Source organism: Variovorax sp. FW301-JW7 (assembly GCF_058788795.1).
On the sequence record NZ_JBYTBC010000013.1, the window covers coordinates 1 to 16,119 of the forward strand.

A 16,119-nucleotide genomic window follows, 5' to 3' on the forward strand; every position below is an offset into this window, starting at 1 on the left:
CTTTCTTCACCACTCACAACCAACACCCCTGAGAGCACCGGTCGCTTCGAAAACCAGAGGTATTCAGCAGCGAAGCCTGCCAGTGTATGTCATTTTGGGCGCCATAGCCAACACAGGATGAAAAGAATCTGCGCTGAGCGCCGCACTCTCGTCTTGCAGGGCATCAGCCAACACTTGACCTTGCTTCCGCTTCTCCCTGGAGCCGGCCCCCTCTCTATATAGATAGAGACACGCTCCCTAGAAAGAACGCCATCGCGCACCTCGGTCGCGCGCCATCGACCACGAGGGGTGATCGTGATGGTGCACCACGTCGTGCCCCAATGAAAAATGCCCGTCAGACATGCGTCTGACGGGCATTTGAATCCACTCAACTGCGGCCGAGCGCTTCAGCGCCCGGCTCAGTCTTGCTTAGTAGTAGCGCGAGCTGTTCATGCGGCGCATCGCTTCGTACAGCGTGGGCATGCGCACTTCTTGCGAACGGCGGTTCATGCGGGCCAGGGCGTCGACCTTGGCGACGGCTTCCACCGACGCGACGTCGTCCGACTGCTGGCGCCAGACTGCGGCTTGCAGCTCTTGCATGATGCGCGGGTCGCTCTGGGCGGTCGCCAGGAAGCGGGCGTCTGCACGGGCTTGCGCACGGCGCTCTGCAGCTTCGCGCCACAGGGTGGCCAGGCTGCTCTTGCGCACCGAGCCGACGAAGAGCGCGAACAAGGCGATGGCCGCGACACAGAACACGGTCCATGCGGCGAGCAGCGCGCCTTCGTCCCAGTTGGAGACGATCTTGTCGGCGACCACGAGCACGGCGGCCGCAAGGGCCAGCACGAACAGTGCGATCAGCGGACGGGCGCCATGGGCACCGGCACGGGCGGCCTGGATCTGGCCAAAGAGAACTTCGGCGCGACGGACGCCGGGATGTTCGGTGGGTTGGTCAACGTGGACAAAGCTGGTCATGATGCATCCCTCCTGGGGATAAGTGGTAATCAGTGGTGGCGAACAAGGCCGATGACCCGATATTAGGGATTACCCCAGTGTTCCGCCACTTTATCTTTCTGATGTTTATCATTCATATCGCTGATGGACGTCAATTTCCGCACATTCGACCTCAACCTGCTGCGCGTCTTCGACGAGGTGATGGCAGAGCGCAACCTCACGCGCGCCGCCCGCAACCTTGCGATCACCCAGCCGGCCGTGAGCAATTCGCTGCGCCGCCTGCGCGAGTTGCTGGGCGACGAGCTGGTGCGGCGTTCCGGTGCGGGCGTGGAGCCCACGCCGCGTGCACAAGCCCTCTGGCCAACCGTGCGCGACGCTTTGCGCCAGCTGCAGCACACGCTGGCACCTGGTGAATTCGACGCCGGCACTGCCGACACGACCTTCCTGCTGGCCATGGCCGACGCCACGGCCGCCGAACTCATGCCGGGGCTGGTGAAGATTGCGGAAGAAGAAGCGCCCGCCATCTCGCTGCGCGTGCTGCCGCTGACCACGCGCGACCCGCGCCGCATGCTGGAGCATGAAGAGGTCGACATGGCGGTCGGCTACTTTCCGGCGGTGATCGCGAGCCTGGCGGCGCGCGGGCAGTCGGGGGTGGGGGTGCCGTTCGAGACCCAGCGGCTCTACCTGGGCCAGTACGTGTGCGTGATGCGGCGCGGCCATCCGCTGGCGGGTGCGCCGTTGACGCTCGACAGCTACTGCACGGCGCGGCACCTGCTGGTGAGTTTTTCGGGGCGGCCGTACGGCTTCATCGACCAGACGCTGGGCGCCATGGGTCGCGAGCGGCGGATCGCGGTGACGGTGAACCAGTTCTTCACCGCCGGACGCGTGGTCGCGAATTCGGACCTGCTGGCGGTGCTGCCGCGTCACTTCGTGAGCGTGACGGGCATCGAGAATCAGCTGATGGTGCGGGACCTGCCCTTCGACCAGCCACCGGTGCACGTGGACGCCATCTGGCACCGGCGCGCCCAGCATGGGCATTCGCACGAATGGTTGCGAACGGCGCTGTTGCGCTCGGCGGCCGCGGCGTTCGCGGGCTCGGTCCACGGGCAGGCGGGACCCACCCCTTGATTCAAGGTGCGCCGCCCGAGGCGGCGGCGCGCGTCAGTTACCTGACGACGCTGAGCCAGGCGGAAGCCGCCGCACGCAGCTCTTGCGCGTGGTGCGCACCGCGACCGGCACGGCTGTCGGCGCTTTCCATCAGCGCGGCAGCGTGGCTGGCGGGGGTCTGGCTCGGCGACGAACGGAAGAAACGGGCCACTTGGGCAAGAAGACTGAACATGACGGTGCGCGGCTTGTGGCTGCGACGGGGTTGATTAACGATGGATGTAGATTAAGGGTAATCCCTAGTAAAGCAAGCCCCAAGTTATGCATCTCACGCATAGTGCGATTCACCTAGACTGATCCCACGATGAAGCTGCAACTGCTCTCCGACCTGCACCTGGAATCCCATCCGCGCTTTCATGCCGACCCCATCGCGGGCGCCGACCTGCTGGTGCTGGGAGGCGATATCGGCTCTTACCAAGAAGGCTCCCGCCTGACGGACACCGACTTCGGCCTGGGCCGCTACTCGCCGCGCAAGGGCTGGCCGACGCCGGTGGTCTACGTGCCGGGCAACCATGAGTACGACAACCTCGATTTCGACGCCACGCACGCGCGCCTGCGTGCGCTGTGCGAGGAGCTCGGCATCCTCTGGCTCGAGCGCGAGACCCTGGTCATCGGGGGCATCCGCTTCATCGGCACCACGCTGTGGGCCGATTTCGACGCGCTGGTCGAGCCCCGCGACGGCCTCGCCGAGGCGCTCAAGAAACGCGGCAAGGCGATGCGCGCGGCCGACTTCTACCTCGAGAAGATGGCCGGCACCCGCGACGGCAAGCCCTTCATGGCGGCCGAGATGAGAGAGCAAGCACTCACCTGTCAGGCCTGGCTGCGCGACGCATTGGCCCAGCCCTACGACGGCACGACAGTGGCCATCACCCATTTCGCGCCCAGCCTGGCGAGCGCCGATCCTCGCTACGGGCTCACGCCCGGCACCGCGGGCTTCTGCAATTCGCTCGACGAGCTGCTGCCGCACGCGAAGCTGTGGCTGCACGGCCATCTGCATTGCCCGTTCGACTATGTGAAGGACGGCTGCCGCGTGGTCGCCAATCCGCTGGGCTATCGCAGCAACGGCGAGCAGGAGGGCTACCAGCCCCAGCTGCTGATCGAAATCAACTGAGCGATCGATTGACCGATCTTCAGCGCGCCGCCAGCCCCTCGAAGCAGGTTCCGAGCACCAGTTCGACGATCTCGGCGTCGCTCTGCAGGCCACCCGCCTTCAGGAACCCCAGCACCGGATCGCAGGCGCGAGCGAACAGCGTGTAGAGCACGGCGATCGCCGGCAGCTTTGGGTTGAGCGCGCCGCTGGCCTGCGCCGACTGGATCCAGCCGCCGAGCACTTCGCTGATCGCGACCAGCCGGTCGAGATAGCCGCGGTGCTTCATCAGCGCGGCGCGCAGCACCGAGTTCTGGTGCGGCAGCGAGGGCATTTCGCCGGCCAGCTGCATTTCCATGGCCCAGCGCACCACCGCGCGCAGCTTGTCGACGGGCGGCTGGTCGGCCGGCACGGACGCCAGGAAATCCTGCGTGCGCTGCATGATGCGCACCATCGCGGCGGCGGCCAGGTCTTCCTTGCTGGGAAAGTGCTTGTAGAGGCTGGCCTTGGCGATGCCGACCGAGGCGGCCACCTCGTCCACGGTCATCGACTCGAAGCCCTTCTCGGCCAGCAGGCGGCTCGCGGTCTGCACGATGGCGTCCTCGCGGGCCAGCAGCATCTGCTCCTTGAAAGAGGGCTTGGCGGGAACGGCGGCGGCATTCATGCGGAAATTCTAGTCATGACCGTCGCCGGCCAGACGCTGCGGATGCCGAAATACCAGCCAGTCTGTTGCAGACCGGGCAGTTTTGCCGCTCAGGCGGTGCGACCCTTGGCCACGAGGCGAATGCCCGGCATGAGTTCGGCGGCGAGTTCGGGCCGCTCCAGCGCGTAGTCCAGGTTCATGCGCGCGATCTCGACGTGCTCCTCGCCGAGCGCCTGCGCCCGCGAGCCCTGGCCGCGCTCGATCGCCTGCACCATCGCGTGGTGCGTGCGGTGCGCCTGGCGCATCCACTGCTGGCCCTCCTCCATCGACGACTGCATGGGCAGCATCGCGCTGGGCGCGGCGAAGGGCTGGCCGCCGAGCATGTCCATCACGCGCTTGAGCGCAAGGTTGCCGCAGCCTTCGAGGATCAGCCGATGGAAGCGGTCGTTCATCTCGACGTAGGCGGCGTAGTCGTCGATCTCCATGCTGGGCTTGTTGACGGCGCGGTCGCCGTCTTCCAGGCAGTCCTTCAGGTCGCGCAGCAGCTGGCGCGACACGCCGTCTTCCGCCAGCAAACGGGCGGCAAAGCCTTCGATCACGCCGCGCACGCGGATGGCGTCGGCCACTTCCTGCGAGGTGAAGCGGCGCATCTGGTAGCCGCCGCTGGGCGACTGCTCGATGAGGCCTTCGTGCTCGAGGCTGGCCAGCGCCAGGCGCACCGGCGTGCGCGAGGCCCCGAGCTTCTCGGCCAGCGGGATCTCGGCCAGCCGCTCTCCGGGCACGAATTCGCCCTTGAGGATCAGGTCGCGCAGTTGCACGAGCACGCGGGATTGTTGGGAGTCCATCGGGAGGCGCCAGGGCAACAAGGAGAGGGATGAATGGGCGGATTCTAGGAGACCCGCCCGCCACTGCACGCAGCATAGCCAAACGGGCGCGGTTGTTGCATGCACTTCAAACAGAAGTGTGTCGAAAACACACAATCACCTCAGAGTTAACCCTATATATGACCGCTTCAAGCCCCAAAACAGGGCGAATCTGTCGATGAAAGTTTGACCTTTGTCAAAAATCACCAAGACAATGCATACAACTGCATGCAATGCCTGCAGGCCTTCTGACAAAGACCTCTCGATGGAGCCCGCACGATGATCAGCGCCGAGCAAAACGATTTCATCACCCGCGTCGGACCCGGCGCGCCCGCCGGCAAGCTGCTGCGCCGCTACTGGCAGCCGGTGGCCCTGGCCGACGAACTGGCGGGCCCGCGCCCGGTCAAGCCCGTGAAGCTCATGGGCCAGGACTTCGTGCTGTTCCGCGACGAGAGCGGCCAGCTCGGCATGCTCGACCGCGACTGCCCGCACCGCGGCGCCGACCTCGCCTTCGGCCGGCTGGAAAACGGCGGCATCCGCTGCGCCTTCCACGGCTGGCTGTTCGACGCCAAGGGCAACTGCCTGGAGACCCCGGCCGAGCCCGCCACCAGCAAGCTGTGCAGCCGCATCAAGCAGTCGGCCTACCCGGTGGTCGAGAAGGCCGGCATCGTCTTCGCGTACATCGGCGAGGGCGAGCCCCCGGCCTTCCCCGACTTCGACTGCTTCGTCGCCCCCGACAGCCACACCTTCGCGTTCAAGGGCCTCTTCGAATGCAACTGGCTGCAGGCGCTCGAAGTGGGCATCGACCCCGCGCACGCCTCGTACCTGCACCGCTTCTTCGAGGACGAAGACACCTCCGAGAGCTACGGCAAGCAGTTCCGCGGCGCCTCGGCCGACTCCGACATGCCCATCACCAAGGTGCTGCGCGAGTACGACCGCCCCGACATCAGCGTGGAACCCACCGACTACGGCTTCCGCCTGAAGGCGCTGCGCAAGCTCTCCGAAGACACCACCCACGTGCGCGTGACCAACGTGGTGTTCCCGCAGGCCTTCGTGATCCCGATGAGCGCCGAGATGACCATCTCGCAGTGGCACGTGCCCGTGGACGACACGCACTGCTACTGGTATGCCGTGTTCACCAGCTTCACCGGCCCGGTCGACAAACAGCAGATGCGCGACCAGCGCCTGAAGCTGTACGAGCTGCCCGACTACACCTCGCGCAAGAACAAGCGCAACAACTACGGCTACAGCATCGAGGAGCAGCTGACCGAAACCTACACCGGCATGGGCGACGACATCAACGTGCACGACCAGTGGGCGGTGGAGTCGCAGGGCGCCATCCAGGACCGCACGCGCGAGCACCTGGGCAGCACCGACAAGGGCATCATTGCCTACCGCCGCGTGCTGGTGAAGGCCATCGAGGCCACGCTTGCCGGCGAAAGCGCGCCGATGCTCATCGACGCCGCGCAGGCCAGCGCCATGACCGGCCCGCCGTCGATCGACGGCATCGGCAAGGTGGTCGATGAAGCCGCCACCGAGGCCTACTGGCAGGACGCCGACCGCGCGCGCCGCCTGAAGTCCGACTGGGCGTCCGCACGCCTGGCCGCCACGGCCTGAGCACGCCGCCATGAGCAGCACCAACACCTTCGTCGACCGCTTCGGTCTCTGGTCGGCCGACCAGCATGCGCAGGCGCGCGAACTCGTGCGCCGCATCGACAGCGGCGAGGTGGACACCGTCCGCTTCGCCTGGCCCGACCAGCACGGCCTGCTGCGCGGCAAGACCCTGGTCGCGGGCGAGGCGCGCTCGGCCCTGTGGGAGGGCGTGAACCTCACCTCCACCCTGCTGGCCAAGGACACCTCGCACAAGACCGTGTTCCCCGTGTTCACGCAGGGTGGCGGCTTCGCCATCGAGGGCCTGCAGGGCGGCGCCGACTTCACCATCGTGGCCGACCCCGCCACCTTCAAGGTGCTGCCCTGGGCGCCGCGCACCGGCTGGATCCTGTGCGACGCCTACATGGCCGACGGCCGGCCCTGCCCCTTCGCGACGCGGCAGATCCTGCAGCGCGCGGTGACGCAGCTCGACGAACTCGGGCTGGACTTCATCGCCGGCCTCGAGGTCGAGTTCCACGTCTTCAAGCTCGAAGACGCGCGCATGGGCCTGGCCGACTCGGGCCAGCCCGGCGAGCCGCCGCGCGTGTCGCTGCTCTCGCACGGCCACCAGTACCTGACCGAGCTGCGCTACGACCGCGTCGACGGCCTCATGGAGCTGCTGCGCTCGCAGCTGATCGCGCTCGGCCTGCCGCTGCGCTCGCTGGAGATCGAGTTCGGCCCGAGCCAGTTCGAGCTCACCTTCGGCCCCACGGCCGGCGTGACGCCCGCCGACACCATGGTGCTGCTGCGCAGCGCGATCAAGCAGATCTGCCAGCGCGCCGGCCTGCACGCCACCTTCATGTGCCGCCCGAAGATCCCGAACGTGATGTCCAGCGGCTGGCACCTGCACCAGTCGCTGCGCCGCAAGAGCGACGGCGTGAACGCCTTCATGCCCGAGCCCGGCGGACGCGACCTCAGCGAGATCGGCATGCACTACCTCGGCGGCCTGAAGGCGCACGCCTGCGGCGCGGCCGCATTGGCCAGCCCGACGATCAACGGCTACCGCCGCTACCGCCCCTTCTCGCTCGCGCCCGACCGCGCGATCTGGGCACGCGACAACCGCGGCGCGATGCTGCGCGTGCTCGGCGGCCCGGGCCAGAACGCCTCGCGCATCGAGAACCGCGTGGGCGAGCCGACGGCCAACCCATACCTGTACCTCGCATCGCAGCTGTTCTCGGGGCTGGACGGCATCCGCCACCAGACCGACCCCGGCCCCTCGGCCGATGCGCCGTACGAAACACCGGCGGAGCAACTGCCGCGATCGCTCGGCGACGCCCTCGCCTGCCTGCGCCGCGACGAGATGCTCAACGCGCAGATGGGCAAGACCTTCGTCGACTACCTGTGCCACATCAAGGAAGCGGAAATCGCCCGCTTCAACCTCGAAGTCAGCGAGTGGGAACACCGCGAGTACTTCGACATGTTCTGAACCCTTCAATGCCCACGATCCACTACATCCTCAAGGACGGCACCACGCGCGAGGTCGACGCCAAGGTCGGCGCCAGCGTGATGGAGACCGCCATCCGCGGCAACGTGCGCGGCATCGACGCCGAGTGCGGCGGCTGCTGCTCGTGCGCGACCTGCCACGTCTACGTCGACGACGCGTTCCTCGAACTGCTGCCGCCGCCCGACGACATGGAAAGCGCGCTGCTCGATGCCGTCGCGTCCGAGCGTCGGCCCGGTTCGCGCCTGAGTTGCCAGCTCAGCGTGAGCGCCGCCCTCGATGGCCTCACGGTGCGTGTGCCCGATACACAGGTCTGACCAACGCGTCGGGCATCATCGCCCGCTGCCAAACATCCGGTTACAAGCCAGCGGCGCCCGTGCGGCGCATTCCACTCCCACTGAAAGGCGTTTTTTCATGACGACGACGATGACCAAGCGAACCCTCCTCTCGACCCTGCTGCTCGCCGGCCTCGGCATGGCGGGTGCGGCCCAGGCACAGACCACCGAGCCGCTGCGCATCGGCCTCATCGCGACCTACTCCGGCCCCTACGCCGACTACGGCCGCCAGTTCGACGCCGGCATCGCGCTCTATCTGAAGGAGCACGGCGGCAAGGTGGGCGGGCGCACCGTCGAGATCATCAAGAAGGACACCGCCGGCCCCGCACCCGACGCCGCCAAGCGCATCGCGCAGGAGCTCATCGTGCGCGACAAGGTGAACGTGCTCACCGGCCTGGACTTCAGCCCCAACGCCTATGCCGTGGGCGCCATCGCCACGCAGGCCAAGATCCCCACGCTGGTGATGAACGCCGCCTCCTCGGCCATCACCACCAGCTCGCCCTACGTGGCGCGCCTGTCGTTCACCGTGCAGCAGGTCACCGACCCGATGGCGCGCTACATGCTCAAGCAGGGCGTGAAGGACGCCTACACCGTGGTCGCCGACTACGCCTCGGGCGTCGACGCCGAGACCGCGTTCAAGAAGGCCTTCACCGCCGGTGGCGGCAAGGTCTCGGGCGAGGTGCGCACGCCGATGAACAACCCCGACTTCTCGGCCTACGTGCAGCGCATCAAGGACGCCAAGCCCCAGGCCGTGTTCTTCTTCTTCCCCTCGGGCGTGATGCCGCCGGCCTTCCTCAAGGTGTGGAAGGAGCGCGGCATGGAACAGGCCGGCATCAAGCTCTTCGCCACCGGCGAAGCCACCGACGACAGCTACCTGGACGCCACCGGCGACGTGGCGCTGGGCCTCGTGACCAGCCACCACTACTCGTTCGCGCACAACTCGCCCAAGAACCAGAAGTTCGTGAAGGACTTCGCCGCCGACAACGGTGCCAAGCTGCGCCCCAGCTACTTCGCCGTGACCGCCTACGACACCATGGCCGCCATCGACCTGGCGCTGGCCAAGACCAAGGGCGACACCGGCGGCGACAAGTTCATGGACGCGCTCAAGGGCCTGAGCTTCGAGAGCCCGCGCGGCCCGATCGAGATCGATGCGGCCACGCGCGACATCGTGCAGACCGTCTACATCCGCAAGACCGAGCGTGCCAACGGCCAGCTGGTGAACGTGGAGTTCGACAAGTTCGAGCGCGTCAAGGACCCGGCCAAGGAAGCCGCTCCCAAGTAAACCAACGCCAGCCAGCACGCAGCAGCAGCAAGCAGGAAATTCATGGGCATCGTGATCTTCGATGGAGTGGCCTACGGCATGCTCCTGTTTCTCATCGGCGTGGGCCTGTCCATCACGATGGGACTCATGAATTTCGTCAACCTCGCGCACGGCAGTTTCGCGATGGTGGGCGGCTACGCGGCCAGCGTGCTCATGAACCAGTGGGGCCTGGGCTTCGGGCTCTCGCTGGCGGCGGCCTTCGTGGCGGCGGCGGTGGTGGGCGCGGTGCTGGAGTTCGTGTTCTACCGGCGGCTGTACCGCGCGCACCCGCTGGACCAGGTGCTGCTGTCGATCGGCGTGGTGTTCGTCTCGATCGCCGCGTTCACCTACTTCTTCGGCCCGACGATGCAGCCCTTCACGCTGCCGAAGGCGCTCGAGGGCCAGGTGTCGTTGCTGGGCCTCGAAGTGGGCCGCTACCGCCTGTTCCTGATCGGCTGCGGCGTGGCCGTGCTGGTCGCGCTGCTGCTGGGTTTGGGCAAGACGCGCTACGGCGCGATGGTGCGCGCCGCCGTCGACAACCAGCGCGTGGCGGGCGGCACGGGCATCCACGTGCAGCGCCTGTTCTTCCTGACCTTCTCGCTGGGCTGCGGCCTGGCGGGCCTGGGCGGCGCGCTGAGCCTGGGCATGCTGGGGCTGGAGCCGTCGTTCCCGCTCAAGTACCTCGTCTACTTCCTGATGGTGGTGTGCGTGGGCGGCGCGGGCACCGTCACCGGCCCGTTCATCGCGGCGCTGCTGGTCGGCATCGTCGACGTGGCGGGCAAGTACTACCTGCCTGAAACGGGCGCCTTTCTCATCTACGTGTTCATGATCGTCATGCTGCTGGTGCGCCCGAACGGCATCGTCGCCAAGAAGGGGCTCGCATGAAGCCGCTGAGCCTCTCCCCCGCGCAATTGCGCGTGGCCGAAATTGCCTTCTGGCTCGCGCTCGCATCGAGCTTCTTCCTGCTGCCCGACAAGCTCACGCTGATGAGCCAGATCATGATCTTCGGGCTCTTCGCCGTGTCGCTGGACATGGCGCTGGGCTACGCGGGCATCCTCACCGTGGGCCACGCGGCCTTCTTCGGCGCGGGCGCCTACGCGGCCGGCCTGCTCGCCAAGTACGGCTGGAGCGAGCCCTTCACCGGCCTGGCGTTCGCGCTCGCCGTGTGCGCCCTGCTGGGCTACGTGCTGAGCTACCTCGTGGTGCGCGGCGCCGACCTCACGCGGCTGATGATCACCATCGGCGTGTGCGTGCTGCTGTTCGAGCTGGCCAACCGGCTCTCGGGCATCACGGGCGGCACCGACGGCCTGCAGGGCGTGGTGATCGCGCCCGTGCTCGGCCTGTTCGACTTCGACCTCTACGGCAAGACCGCGTTCGGCTATGCCTTCGGCGTGGTGCTTGCGATGTTCCTGCTGGTGCGGCTGGTGCTGCGCTCGCCCTTCGGCCTGGCGCTGCGCGGCATCCACGACAGCCGCAAGCGCATGACGGCCATCGGCTCGCCGGTCGAAGCGCGCCTGCGCATGGCCTACGCGATGTCGGCCGCGGTGGCCGGCGTGGCGGGCGCGCTGCTGGCGCAGACCACGCAGTTCGTGGGCATCGAATCGATCAGCTTCAACCGCTCGGCCGAAGTGCTGATCATCCTCGTGCTCGGCGGCACCGGGCGGCTGTACGGCGGCCTCATCGGCGCCATCGTCTACATGCTGGTGCACGACTGGTTCGCCGACATGAATCCGCAGTACTGGATGTTCTGGCTCGGCATCTTCCTGATCGCGGCCGTCATGCTGGGACGCGGCGGGATCATGGGCGCGCTGTCGCGCGTCGTTCGCATGGGGAGGGCGCGATGAGCACCTCCACCACCACGCACGCCCTGCGCACGCAGAACCTGGGCATCCGCTTCGGCGCCTTCCAGGCCGTGAGCGACGTCAACCTGTCGCTCGAGCCCGGTGCGCGGCAGGCGCTGATCGGCCCCAACGGCGCGGGCAAGACCACGCTCATCAACCTGCTCACGGGCGTGTTCAAGCCCACCAGCGGCCAGATCCACCTGGGCCCGCGCGACATCACGCGCCTGCCCGGCGACAAGCGCGCCCGCATGGGGCTGGCGCGCACCTTCCAGATCAACACGCTGTTCCCCAGCCTCACGCCGCTGCTGTCGGTGGTGCTGGCCATCAGCGAGCGCGAAGGGCTGGGCGCCACCTGGTGGCGGCCGCTCAAGGGCTGCACCGCCGTGTTCGACGAGGCGCATGCGCTGCTCGCCACGCTGAGGCTCGACGCCCTGGCCGACGTGCCCGTGGCAGAGCTGGCCTACGGCAAGCAGCGGCTGCTCGAGATCGCGCTGGCGCTCGCCGCCAAGCCCCGCATCCTGCTGCTCGACGAGCCTGCGGCCGGCGTGCCGGAGGACGAGAGCGGCGAACTCTTCGAAGCCATCGCGGCGCTGCCGGCCGACATCAGCGTGCTCTTCATCGAGCACGACATGAAGCTCGTGTTCCGCTTCGCGCGCCGCATCTCGGTGCTGGTGGGCGGACGCATCCTCACCGAAGGCACGCCCGCCGAGATCGGCGCCGACCCGCGCGTGCGCGAGGTCTACCTGGGAAGCTCGCACCACCATGGCTGACACCGCAACCGCCGCCCTCGCCTTCGACCGCGTCACCGCCGGCTACGGCAACGCCGTGGTCCTCGACCGCCTCGACTTCTCGCTGCGGCCCGGCGAAAGCCTGGCCATCCTCGGGCGCAACGGCGTGGGCAAGACCACGCTGCTCGAAACGCTGATGGGCAACACCCGCGTGATGCAGGGCGCGATCCGCTGGCAGGGCGCCGACATCACGCGCTGGCCCGCACACCAGCGCGTGCGCGCGGGGCTGGGCTGGGTGCCGCAGGAGCGCGAGGTGTTCCCCTCGCTCACGGTGGAAGAAAACCTCACGGTGATCGCCCGCCCCGGCAGCTGGACCTTGCAGCGCGTGTACGAATTCTTTCCGCGCCTGCGCGAGCGGCGCGGCAACTACGGCAACCAGCTCTCGGGCGGCGAGCAGCAGATGCTGGCCATCGGCCGCGCGCTCATGACCAACCCGAAGCTGCTGCTGCTCGACGAGCCCATGGAAGGCCTCGCGCCGATCATCGTGGAAGAGCTGGCGGCAGCGATCCGGCGCCTGTGCGAATCGGAAGGCCTGGCCTCGATCGTGGTGGAGCAGCACCCGGTGCTGGCCCTGGACATGACGCACCAGGCGATCGTGCTGGAGCGCGGCACCGTCGTGCACGCCGGCCCGAGCGCGGCGCTCGCGGCCGATAAGGAGCTGCTCGAAGGTTTGCTGGGCGTCGGCATCGCCGAAGTGCCGGCCGGCTGAGCCGTCAGACCAGGCCGATCCGCCGGGCCCGCACGAAGAAACGCCAGGACGCCAGTCCGCCGGCGATGAGGCTCACGCCCCACGACAGCCACACGCAGGTGTAGAGGATGAAGGCCAGGCCGACGTCCACCACGGGCGCCAGGAAGGTCGTGTCCTTGCCGAACAGCACGTGGGTGCCCAGGCCCCACCACACGAAGTACGGCAGCGCGGCCAGGCACAGGCCGTAGACGAGGCTGGCCGCCAGCGGGCCGAGGTGCTCGCGCAGCACGGCCCAGCGCACGAGGAAGAACAGGGCCAGGTCCAGCAGCACCAGGGCCAGCAGGCCGAGGCCCAGGATGAGTTCGAGGGTCATGGCCGCACTGTAAGCACGCCGACCCGCGAGAGGGCCGTGCGTGTGCCGGCGTACCGGCAGGCGCTACCGTGCGCCGCAGCGCGCGGTACGCCTCGACCGCATCAGCTCAGCATCTGCCCGCGGCTGCCGATCACGGCCACGTCCACGAACTGGCCGCCTTCGCGGTTGGAACGGCCGTAGTTGATCTTCACGCCGCCCAGGTCGAAGTTCTCGATGCTCGCCATGCCGCCGAGCACGGCGGCGCGCGTCGGCGCGGGGCCGGCGCGGCGCAGGCCCTCGGCCAGCACGGCGGCGTTCATGTAGCCCTCCAGGCTGGTGAGCGAGAAGTCCTTGGTGCCGTTGGCCACCATGTCGGCCTGGTAGCGGCGCACGATCTCGAACTTGGTCGAGTACGGCGACGGCACCACGATCACGAAGCCCAGGCCGCGCGCCAGGTCGCCCATGGCCGACAGCGCGCTGGCCGTGATCGACAGGCCGTAGGCCGAGCTGCTGTTGCCCGCGCCGCGCAGCGCCTTCAGGAACACCGGCGCCGTGCCGGCCAGGCCGACCACCACCACCTGCGGCTTGGCCTTGGCGATGGCCTCGGCGGCCGGGCCCACTTCCATGCTCGTGGTGTTGGGCGTGGTGGCGATCACCGCCGGCTCCAGCTTGGCCTTGGCCAGCGCGTTCTTGAACGCCGCCAGCACCGACTGGCCCAGCGGGTCGTTGGAATGCACGAGGCCGATGCGGGTCTGGCCCAGCACGGCGGCCGTGCTCACCAGCTTGTCGACCTCCTGGTCGTAGTTGGCGCGCACCCAGAAGGTGTTGGGCGAGGTCTTCTTGCGCAGCGCGATGGTGCCGGTGATCGGGCCGACCACGGCCATGCCGGGCACCGCGTCCATCACCTCGGCGGTCTGGCGCGTGCCCAGCGGGTGCACCAGCGCGAGCACCGAGCTGTCCTTTTCGAAAGCCAGCGCGTTGGCCTTGGCCACCTCGGGCTTGAAGGTGTCGTCGGCCATCACGAGCTCGACCTTGCTGCCGTGGATGCCGCCGGCCTTGTTCAGCGCGTTGAAGAACGCGCTGGAGCCCTGGTACAGCCCCTGGCCGTTGGCCTTTTCCACGCTGCTGTTGTCGAAGGTCGTCCCGATGCGGATCGCACGGTTCTGCGCGAACGCCGGAAATCCCAGCCCGACGCCGGCCGCGGCGGCCGTCGTGGCGGCCAGCCCGGAAAGGGCACGGCGGCGGCTGGTGGAAAGCGGCGCGGTCGACTCGCGCGGCACGGGGACGGTCATGATCAAAGCCTCCAATAGTCGGTGACAAAAGTTCACATTTCAAACAGAAATGTAACGCACCTCACTGGATCGGTCATGACAAACCCTAAAGCAGCTCCTCGCCCACGATGGGTAAAAGCAACCAGTTCTTGAAGCGCAGCCAGAGGAATTCCCCCGGTTCGTCCTCGTGCACGATGTCGCCGCCGGCATCGTCGTATTCCAGCCACTGCACGCGCCGCCCGCCCGGCGCGAGCCGCAGCCGGTAGCCCAGGTTGACGCGCTCGCCGTTCATGAGCTTGTCGTAGTCCTGCACCAGCCGGGGGCTGTCAATCACCAGCCCCATCTCGGTGTTGACGGCGGCCGAGCGGTGGTCGAGGTTCATCGAGCCGACAAAAAAGCGCTGGTCGTCCACGATGGCCAGCTTGGCGTGCAACCGGCTGATCGACTTGCCGAAGTCGCCGAAGCGCCCCGACCGCCCGGAGAGCGTGGGCGCGATCTCGTAGATGGTCACGCCGATCTTCAGCATGTCGGCGCGGTAGCGCTCGTAGCCCGCATAGGCCAGCGGCTCGTCGGTGGCGCCCAGCGAGTTGGTGATGACCGTGATGCGCCCGCCGCGCTCGATGGCCGTCTTCATCATCGCCATGCCGCGCGCGCCCGGAATGAAGTACGGCGAGCCGATCTTGACCTCGTGCTTGGCCGCCTGGATCACGCCGAGCGCGCCCTCGGTCACGCTGCCGCCGTAGGCCGCCTCGGCCTTGCGCGTGATCTTGTCGGGGTCGTCCACGAACAGCGTGGCCGGCGCCCAGTAGCGGTCGATGCGGCCCGTGGTGAGCTGCTCGCCCACCGGCGACTTGCCCAGCACGTCGCGCTGCTGCATGGGCACGTCGGGCACGGCCGCGCGCGCCAGGACGTCGAAGCGCCGCTGGGCTTCTTCGAGCGGCAGGCGCTGCGGCACGATGCGCTCGATGGGCCACGCATGGTCGCTGTTCCAGTAGCGGTCGAAGCCCTCGGACATGCGCCGCACGATCGGCCCGCTGGAGAGCACGTCCATGTCGATGAAGTTCGCCGCCGTGCTGCGCATGAAGTACTCGTTGGCGATGTTGCGCCCGCCCGAGACCGCGAAGCTGTTGTCGGCCACCAGCAGCTTGTTGTGCATGCGGTGGTTGATGCGGCCGAAGTCGCCCAGCGAGAACAGCAGCCGCGCAGGCAGCGAGCCGGCGCGCGAGGGCAGCGGGTTGAACAGCCGCACCTCGATGTTCGGGAAGGCCGAGAGGCTGCTGAACACCTCGTCCTCGCCCGCCGTGTACAGGTCGTCCACCAGCAGCCGCACGCGCACGCCGCGTGCGGCGGCCTCGCGCAGCTCCTTCAGGAACAGCAGGCCGACGTCGTCGTTGCTGATGAGGTAGTACTGCACGTCGAGCGATTTCTCGGCGTGGCGCGCCAGCGAGATGCGCGCGTCGAACGCGAACGCCGCCTCGGGCAGCAGCCGGAAGCCCGACAGCCCCGCCGCCCCGCCCTGCGGCGCGTCCTGGGCGGCCAGCCGGCCCAGGTCGGTGTCGGCCACGTCGGTGATCGCGCTCGTGAGCACCGGGTGCGGCTGGGGCGGCGGCAGGCTGGCGCAGCCCGCGAGCCAGGCGATGGCCAGCCCCGTCGACACCAGGGCAACAAAGCGACGAAGGCGGGAGAGCGCGGCGGCCATGGGTCGCACTGTAGCGCCGCAGAGCCCGGCCGGGGCGGCATGCCGCCCTATGATCAACGGCACACAC

17 protein-coding genes are annotated in these 16,119 nt (G+C 68.0%); 10 read left to right on the forward strand and 7 right to left on the reverse strand.

Annotation, left to right across the window (positions count from 1 at the left end):
- Positions 1 to 408: 408 nt before the first annotated feature.
- Positions 409 to 951, reverse strand: a complete 543-nt coding sequence (locus AC3WQM_RS27220) for a hypothetical protein (protein WP_492683123.1) — start codon at positions 949 to 951, stop codon at positions 409 to 411.
- Between the two features lie 123 nt (positions 952 to 1,074).
- Here AC3WQM_RS27220 and AC3WQM_RS27225 point away from each other — a divergent pair, with 123 nt between their 5' ends.
- The gene (locus AC3WQM_RS27225; protein WP_492683125.1) at positions 1,075 to 2,058 is read left to right on the forward strand and encodes a LysR family transcriptional regulator; all 984 of its coding nucleotides are present in this window, start codon (positions 1,075 to 1,077) and stop codon (positions 2,056 to 2,058) included.
- A 37-nt stretch (positions 2,059 to 2,095) separates the two neighbouring features.
- On the opposite strand, the gene AC3WQM_RS27230 is transcribed toward AC3WQM_RS27225, so the two are convergent.
- On the reverse strand, positions 2,096 to 2,269 hold the full coding sequence (locus AC3WQM_RS27230) for a hypothetical protein (RefSeq protein WP_167394953.1): 174 nt from the start codon (positions 2,267 to 2,269) through the stop codon (positions 2,096 to 2,098).
- Positions 2,270 to 2,398: 129 nt separating this feature from the next.
- On the opposite strand from AC3WQM_RS27230, the gene AC3WQM_RS27235 reads away from it, so the two are divergent.
- Positions 2,399 to 3,205, forward strand: coding sequence for a metallophosphoesterase (locus tag AC3WQM_RS27235; protein ID WP_492683127.1), 807 nt, complete (start codon positions 2,399 to 2,401; stop codon positions 3,203 to 3,205).
- A gap of 19 nt (positions 3,206 to 3,224) precedes the next feature.
- Here AC3WQM_RS27235 and AC3WQM_RS27240 read toward each other — a convergent pair whose 3' ends face one another.
- Together AC3WQM_RS27240 and AC3WQM_RS27245 are read right to left on the reverse strand one after the other, a co-directional pair.
- Positions 3,225 to 3,845, reverse strand: a complete 621-nt coding sequence (locus AC3WQM_RS27240; protein ID WP_492683129.1) for a TetR/AcrR family transcriptional regulator — start codon at positions 3,843 to 3,845, stop codon at positions 3,225 to 3,227.
- 89 nt (positions 3,846 to 3,934) lie between these two features.
- Positions 3,935 to 4,669: a GntR family transcriptional regulator gene (locus AC3WQM_RS27245; protein WP_062470492.1), complete on the reverse strand. Its 735-nt coding sequence runs from the start codon at positions 4,667 to 4,669 to the stop codon at positions 3,935 to 3,937.
- Positions 4,670 to 4,966: 297 nt separating this feature from the next.
- On the opposite strand from AC3WQM_RS27245, the gene AC3WQM_RS27250 reads away from it, so the two are divergent.
- From AC3WQM_RS27250 to AC3WQM_RS27285, 8 genes are all read left to right on the forward strand, one after another.
- Positions 4,967 to 6,304: an aromatic ring-hydroxylating dioxygenase subunit alpha gene (locus AC3WQM_RS27250; RefSeq protein WP_492683131.1), complete on the forward strand. Its 1,338-nt coding sequence runs from the start codon at positions 4,967 to 4,969 to the stop codon at positions 6,302 to 6,304.
- A 10-nt stretch (positions 6,305 to 6,314) separates the two neighbouring features.
- Positions 6,315 to 7,763 carry a glutamine synthetase family protein gene (locus tag AC3WQM_RS27255; RefSeq protein ID WP_492683133.1) on the forward strand — a complete coding sequence of 483 codons (1,449 nt, stop codon included), beginning with the start codon at positions 6,315 to 6,317 and terminating at the stop codon, positions 7,761 to 7,763.
- An 8-nt stretch (positions 7,764 to 7,771) separates the two neighbouring features.
- On the forward strand, positions 7,772 to 8,095 hold the full coding sequence (locus AC3WQM_RS27260; RefSeq protein ID WP_062470484.1) for a 2Fe-2S iron-sulfur cluster-binding protein: 324 nt from the start codon (positions 7,772 to 7,774) through the stop codon (positions 8,093 to 8,095).
- A gap of 97 nt (positions 8,096 to 8,192) precedes the next feature.
- Complete coding sequence (locus AC3WQM_RS27265) at positions 8,193 to 9,395, forward strand: ABC transporter substrate-binding protein (protein WP_240531261.1); 1,203 nt, start codon at positions 8,193 to 8,195, stop codon at positions 9,393 to 9,395.
- A gap of 42 nt (positions 9,396 to 9,437) precedes the next feature.
- Positions 9,438 to 10,298 carry a branched-chain amino acid ABC transporter permease gene (locus AC3WQM_RS27270; protein WP_062470478.1) on the forward strand — a complete coding sequence of 287 codons (861 nt, stop codon included), beginning with the start codon at positions 9,438 to 9,440 and terminating at the stop codon, positions 10,296 to 10,298.
- Complete coding sequence (locus AC3WQM_RS27275; RefSeq protein WP_492683135.1) at positions 10,295 to 11,257, forward strand: branched-chain amino acid ABC transporter permease; 963 nt, start codon at positions 10,295 to 10,297, stop codon at positions 11,255 to 11,257. The genes AC3WQM_RS27270 and AC3WQM_RS27275 overlap by 4 nt, the downstream gene beginning before the upstream one ends.
- Positions 11,254 to 12,024: an ABC transporter ATP-binding protein gene (locus AC3WQM_RS27280; RefSeq protein WP_492683137.1), complete on the forward strand. Its 771-nt coding sequence runs from the start codon at positions 11,254 to 11,256 to the stop codon at positions 12,022 to 12,024. Before AC3WQM_RS27275 ends, AC3WQM_RS27280 begins: the two co-directional genes overlap by 4 nt.
- Positions 12,017 to 12,751: an ABC transporter ATP-binding protein gene (locus AC3WQM_RS27285; RefSeq protein ID WP_492683139.1), complete on the forward strand. Its 735-nt coding sequence runs from the start codon at positions 12,017 to 12,019 to the stop codon at positions 12,749 to 12,751. The genes AC3WQM_RS27280 and AC3WQM_RS27285 overlap by 8 nt, the downstream gene beginning before the upstream one ends.
- A gap of 4 nt (positions 12,752 to 12,755) precedes the next feature.
- On the opposite strand, the gene AC3WQM_RS27290 is transcribed toward AC3WQM_RS27285, so the two are convergent.
- From AC3WQM_RS27290 to AC3WQM_RS27300, 3 genes are all read right to left on the reverse strand, one after another.
- On the reverse strand, positions 12,756 to 13,103 hold the full coding sequence (locus AC3WQM_RS27290) for a hypothetical protein (RefSeq protein WP_492683141.1): 348 nt from the start codon (positions 13,101 to 13,103) through the stop codon (positions 12,756 to 12,758).
- A gap of 101 nt (positions 13,104 to 13,204) precedes the next feature.
- A complete protein-coding gene (locus AC3WQM_RS27295) occupies positions 13,205 to 14,374 on the reverse strand; it encodes an ABC transporter substrate-binding protein (protein WP_070061347.1) in 1,170 nt (389 codons plus the stop codon).
- 85 nt (positions 14,375 to 14,459) lie between these two features.
- Positions 14,460 to 16,052, reverse strand: coding sequence for a phospholipase D family protein (locus tag AC3WQM_RS27300; protein ID WP_492683143.1), 1,593 nt, complete (start codon positions 16,050 to 16,052; stop codon positions 14,460 to 14,462).
- Between the last annotated feature and the right edge of the window lie 67 nt (positions 16,053 to 16,119).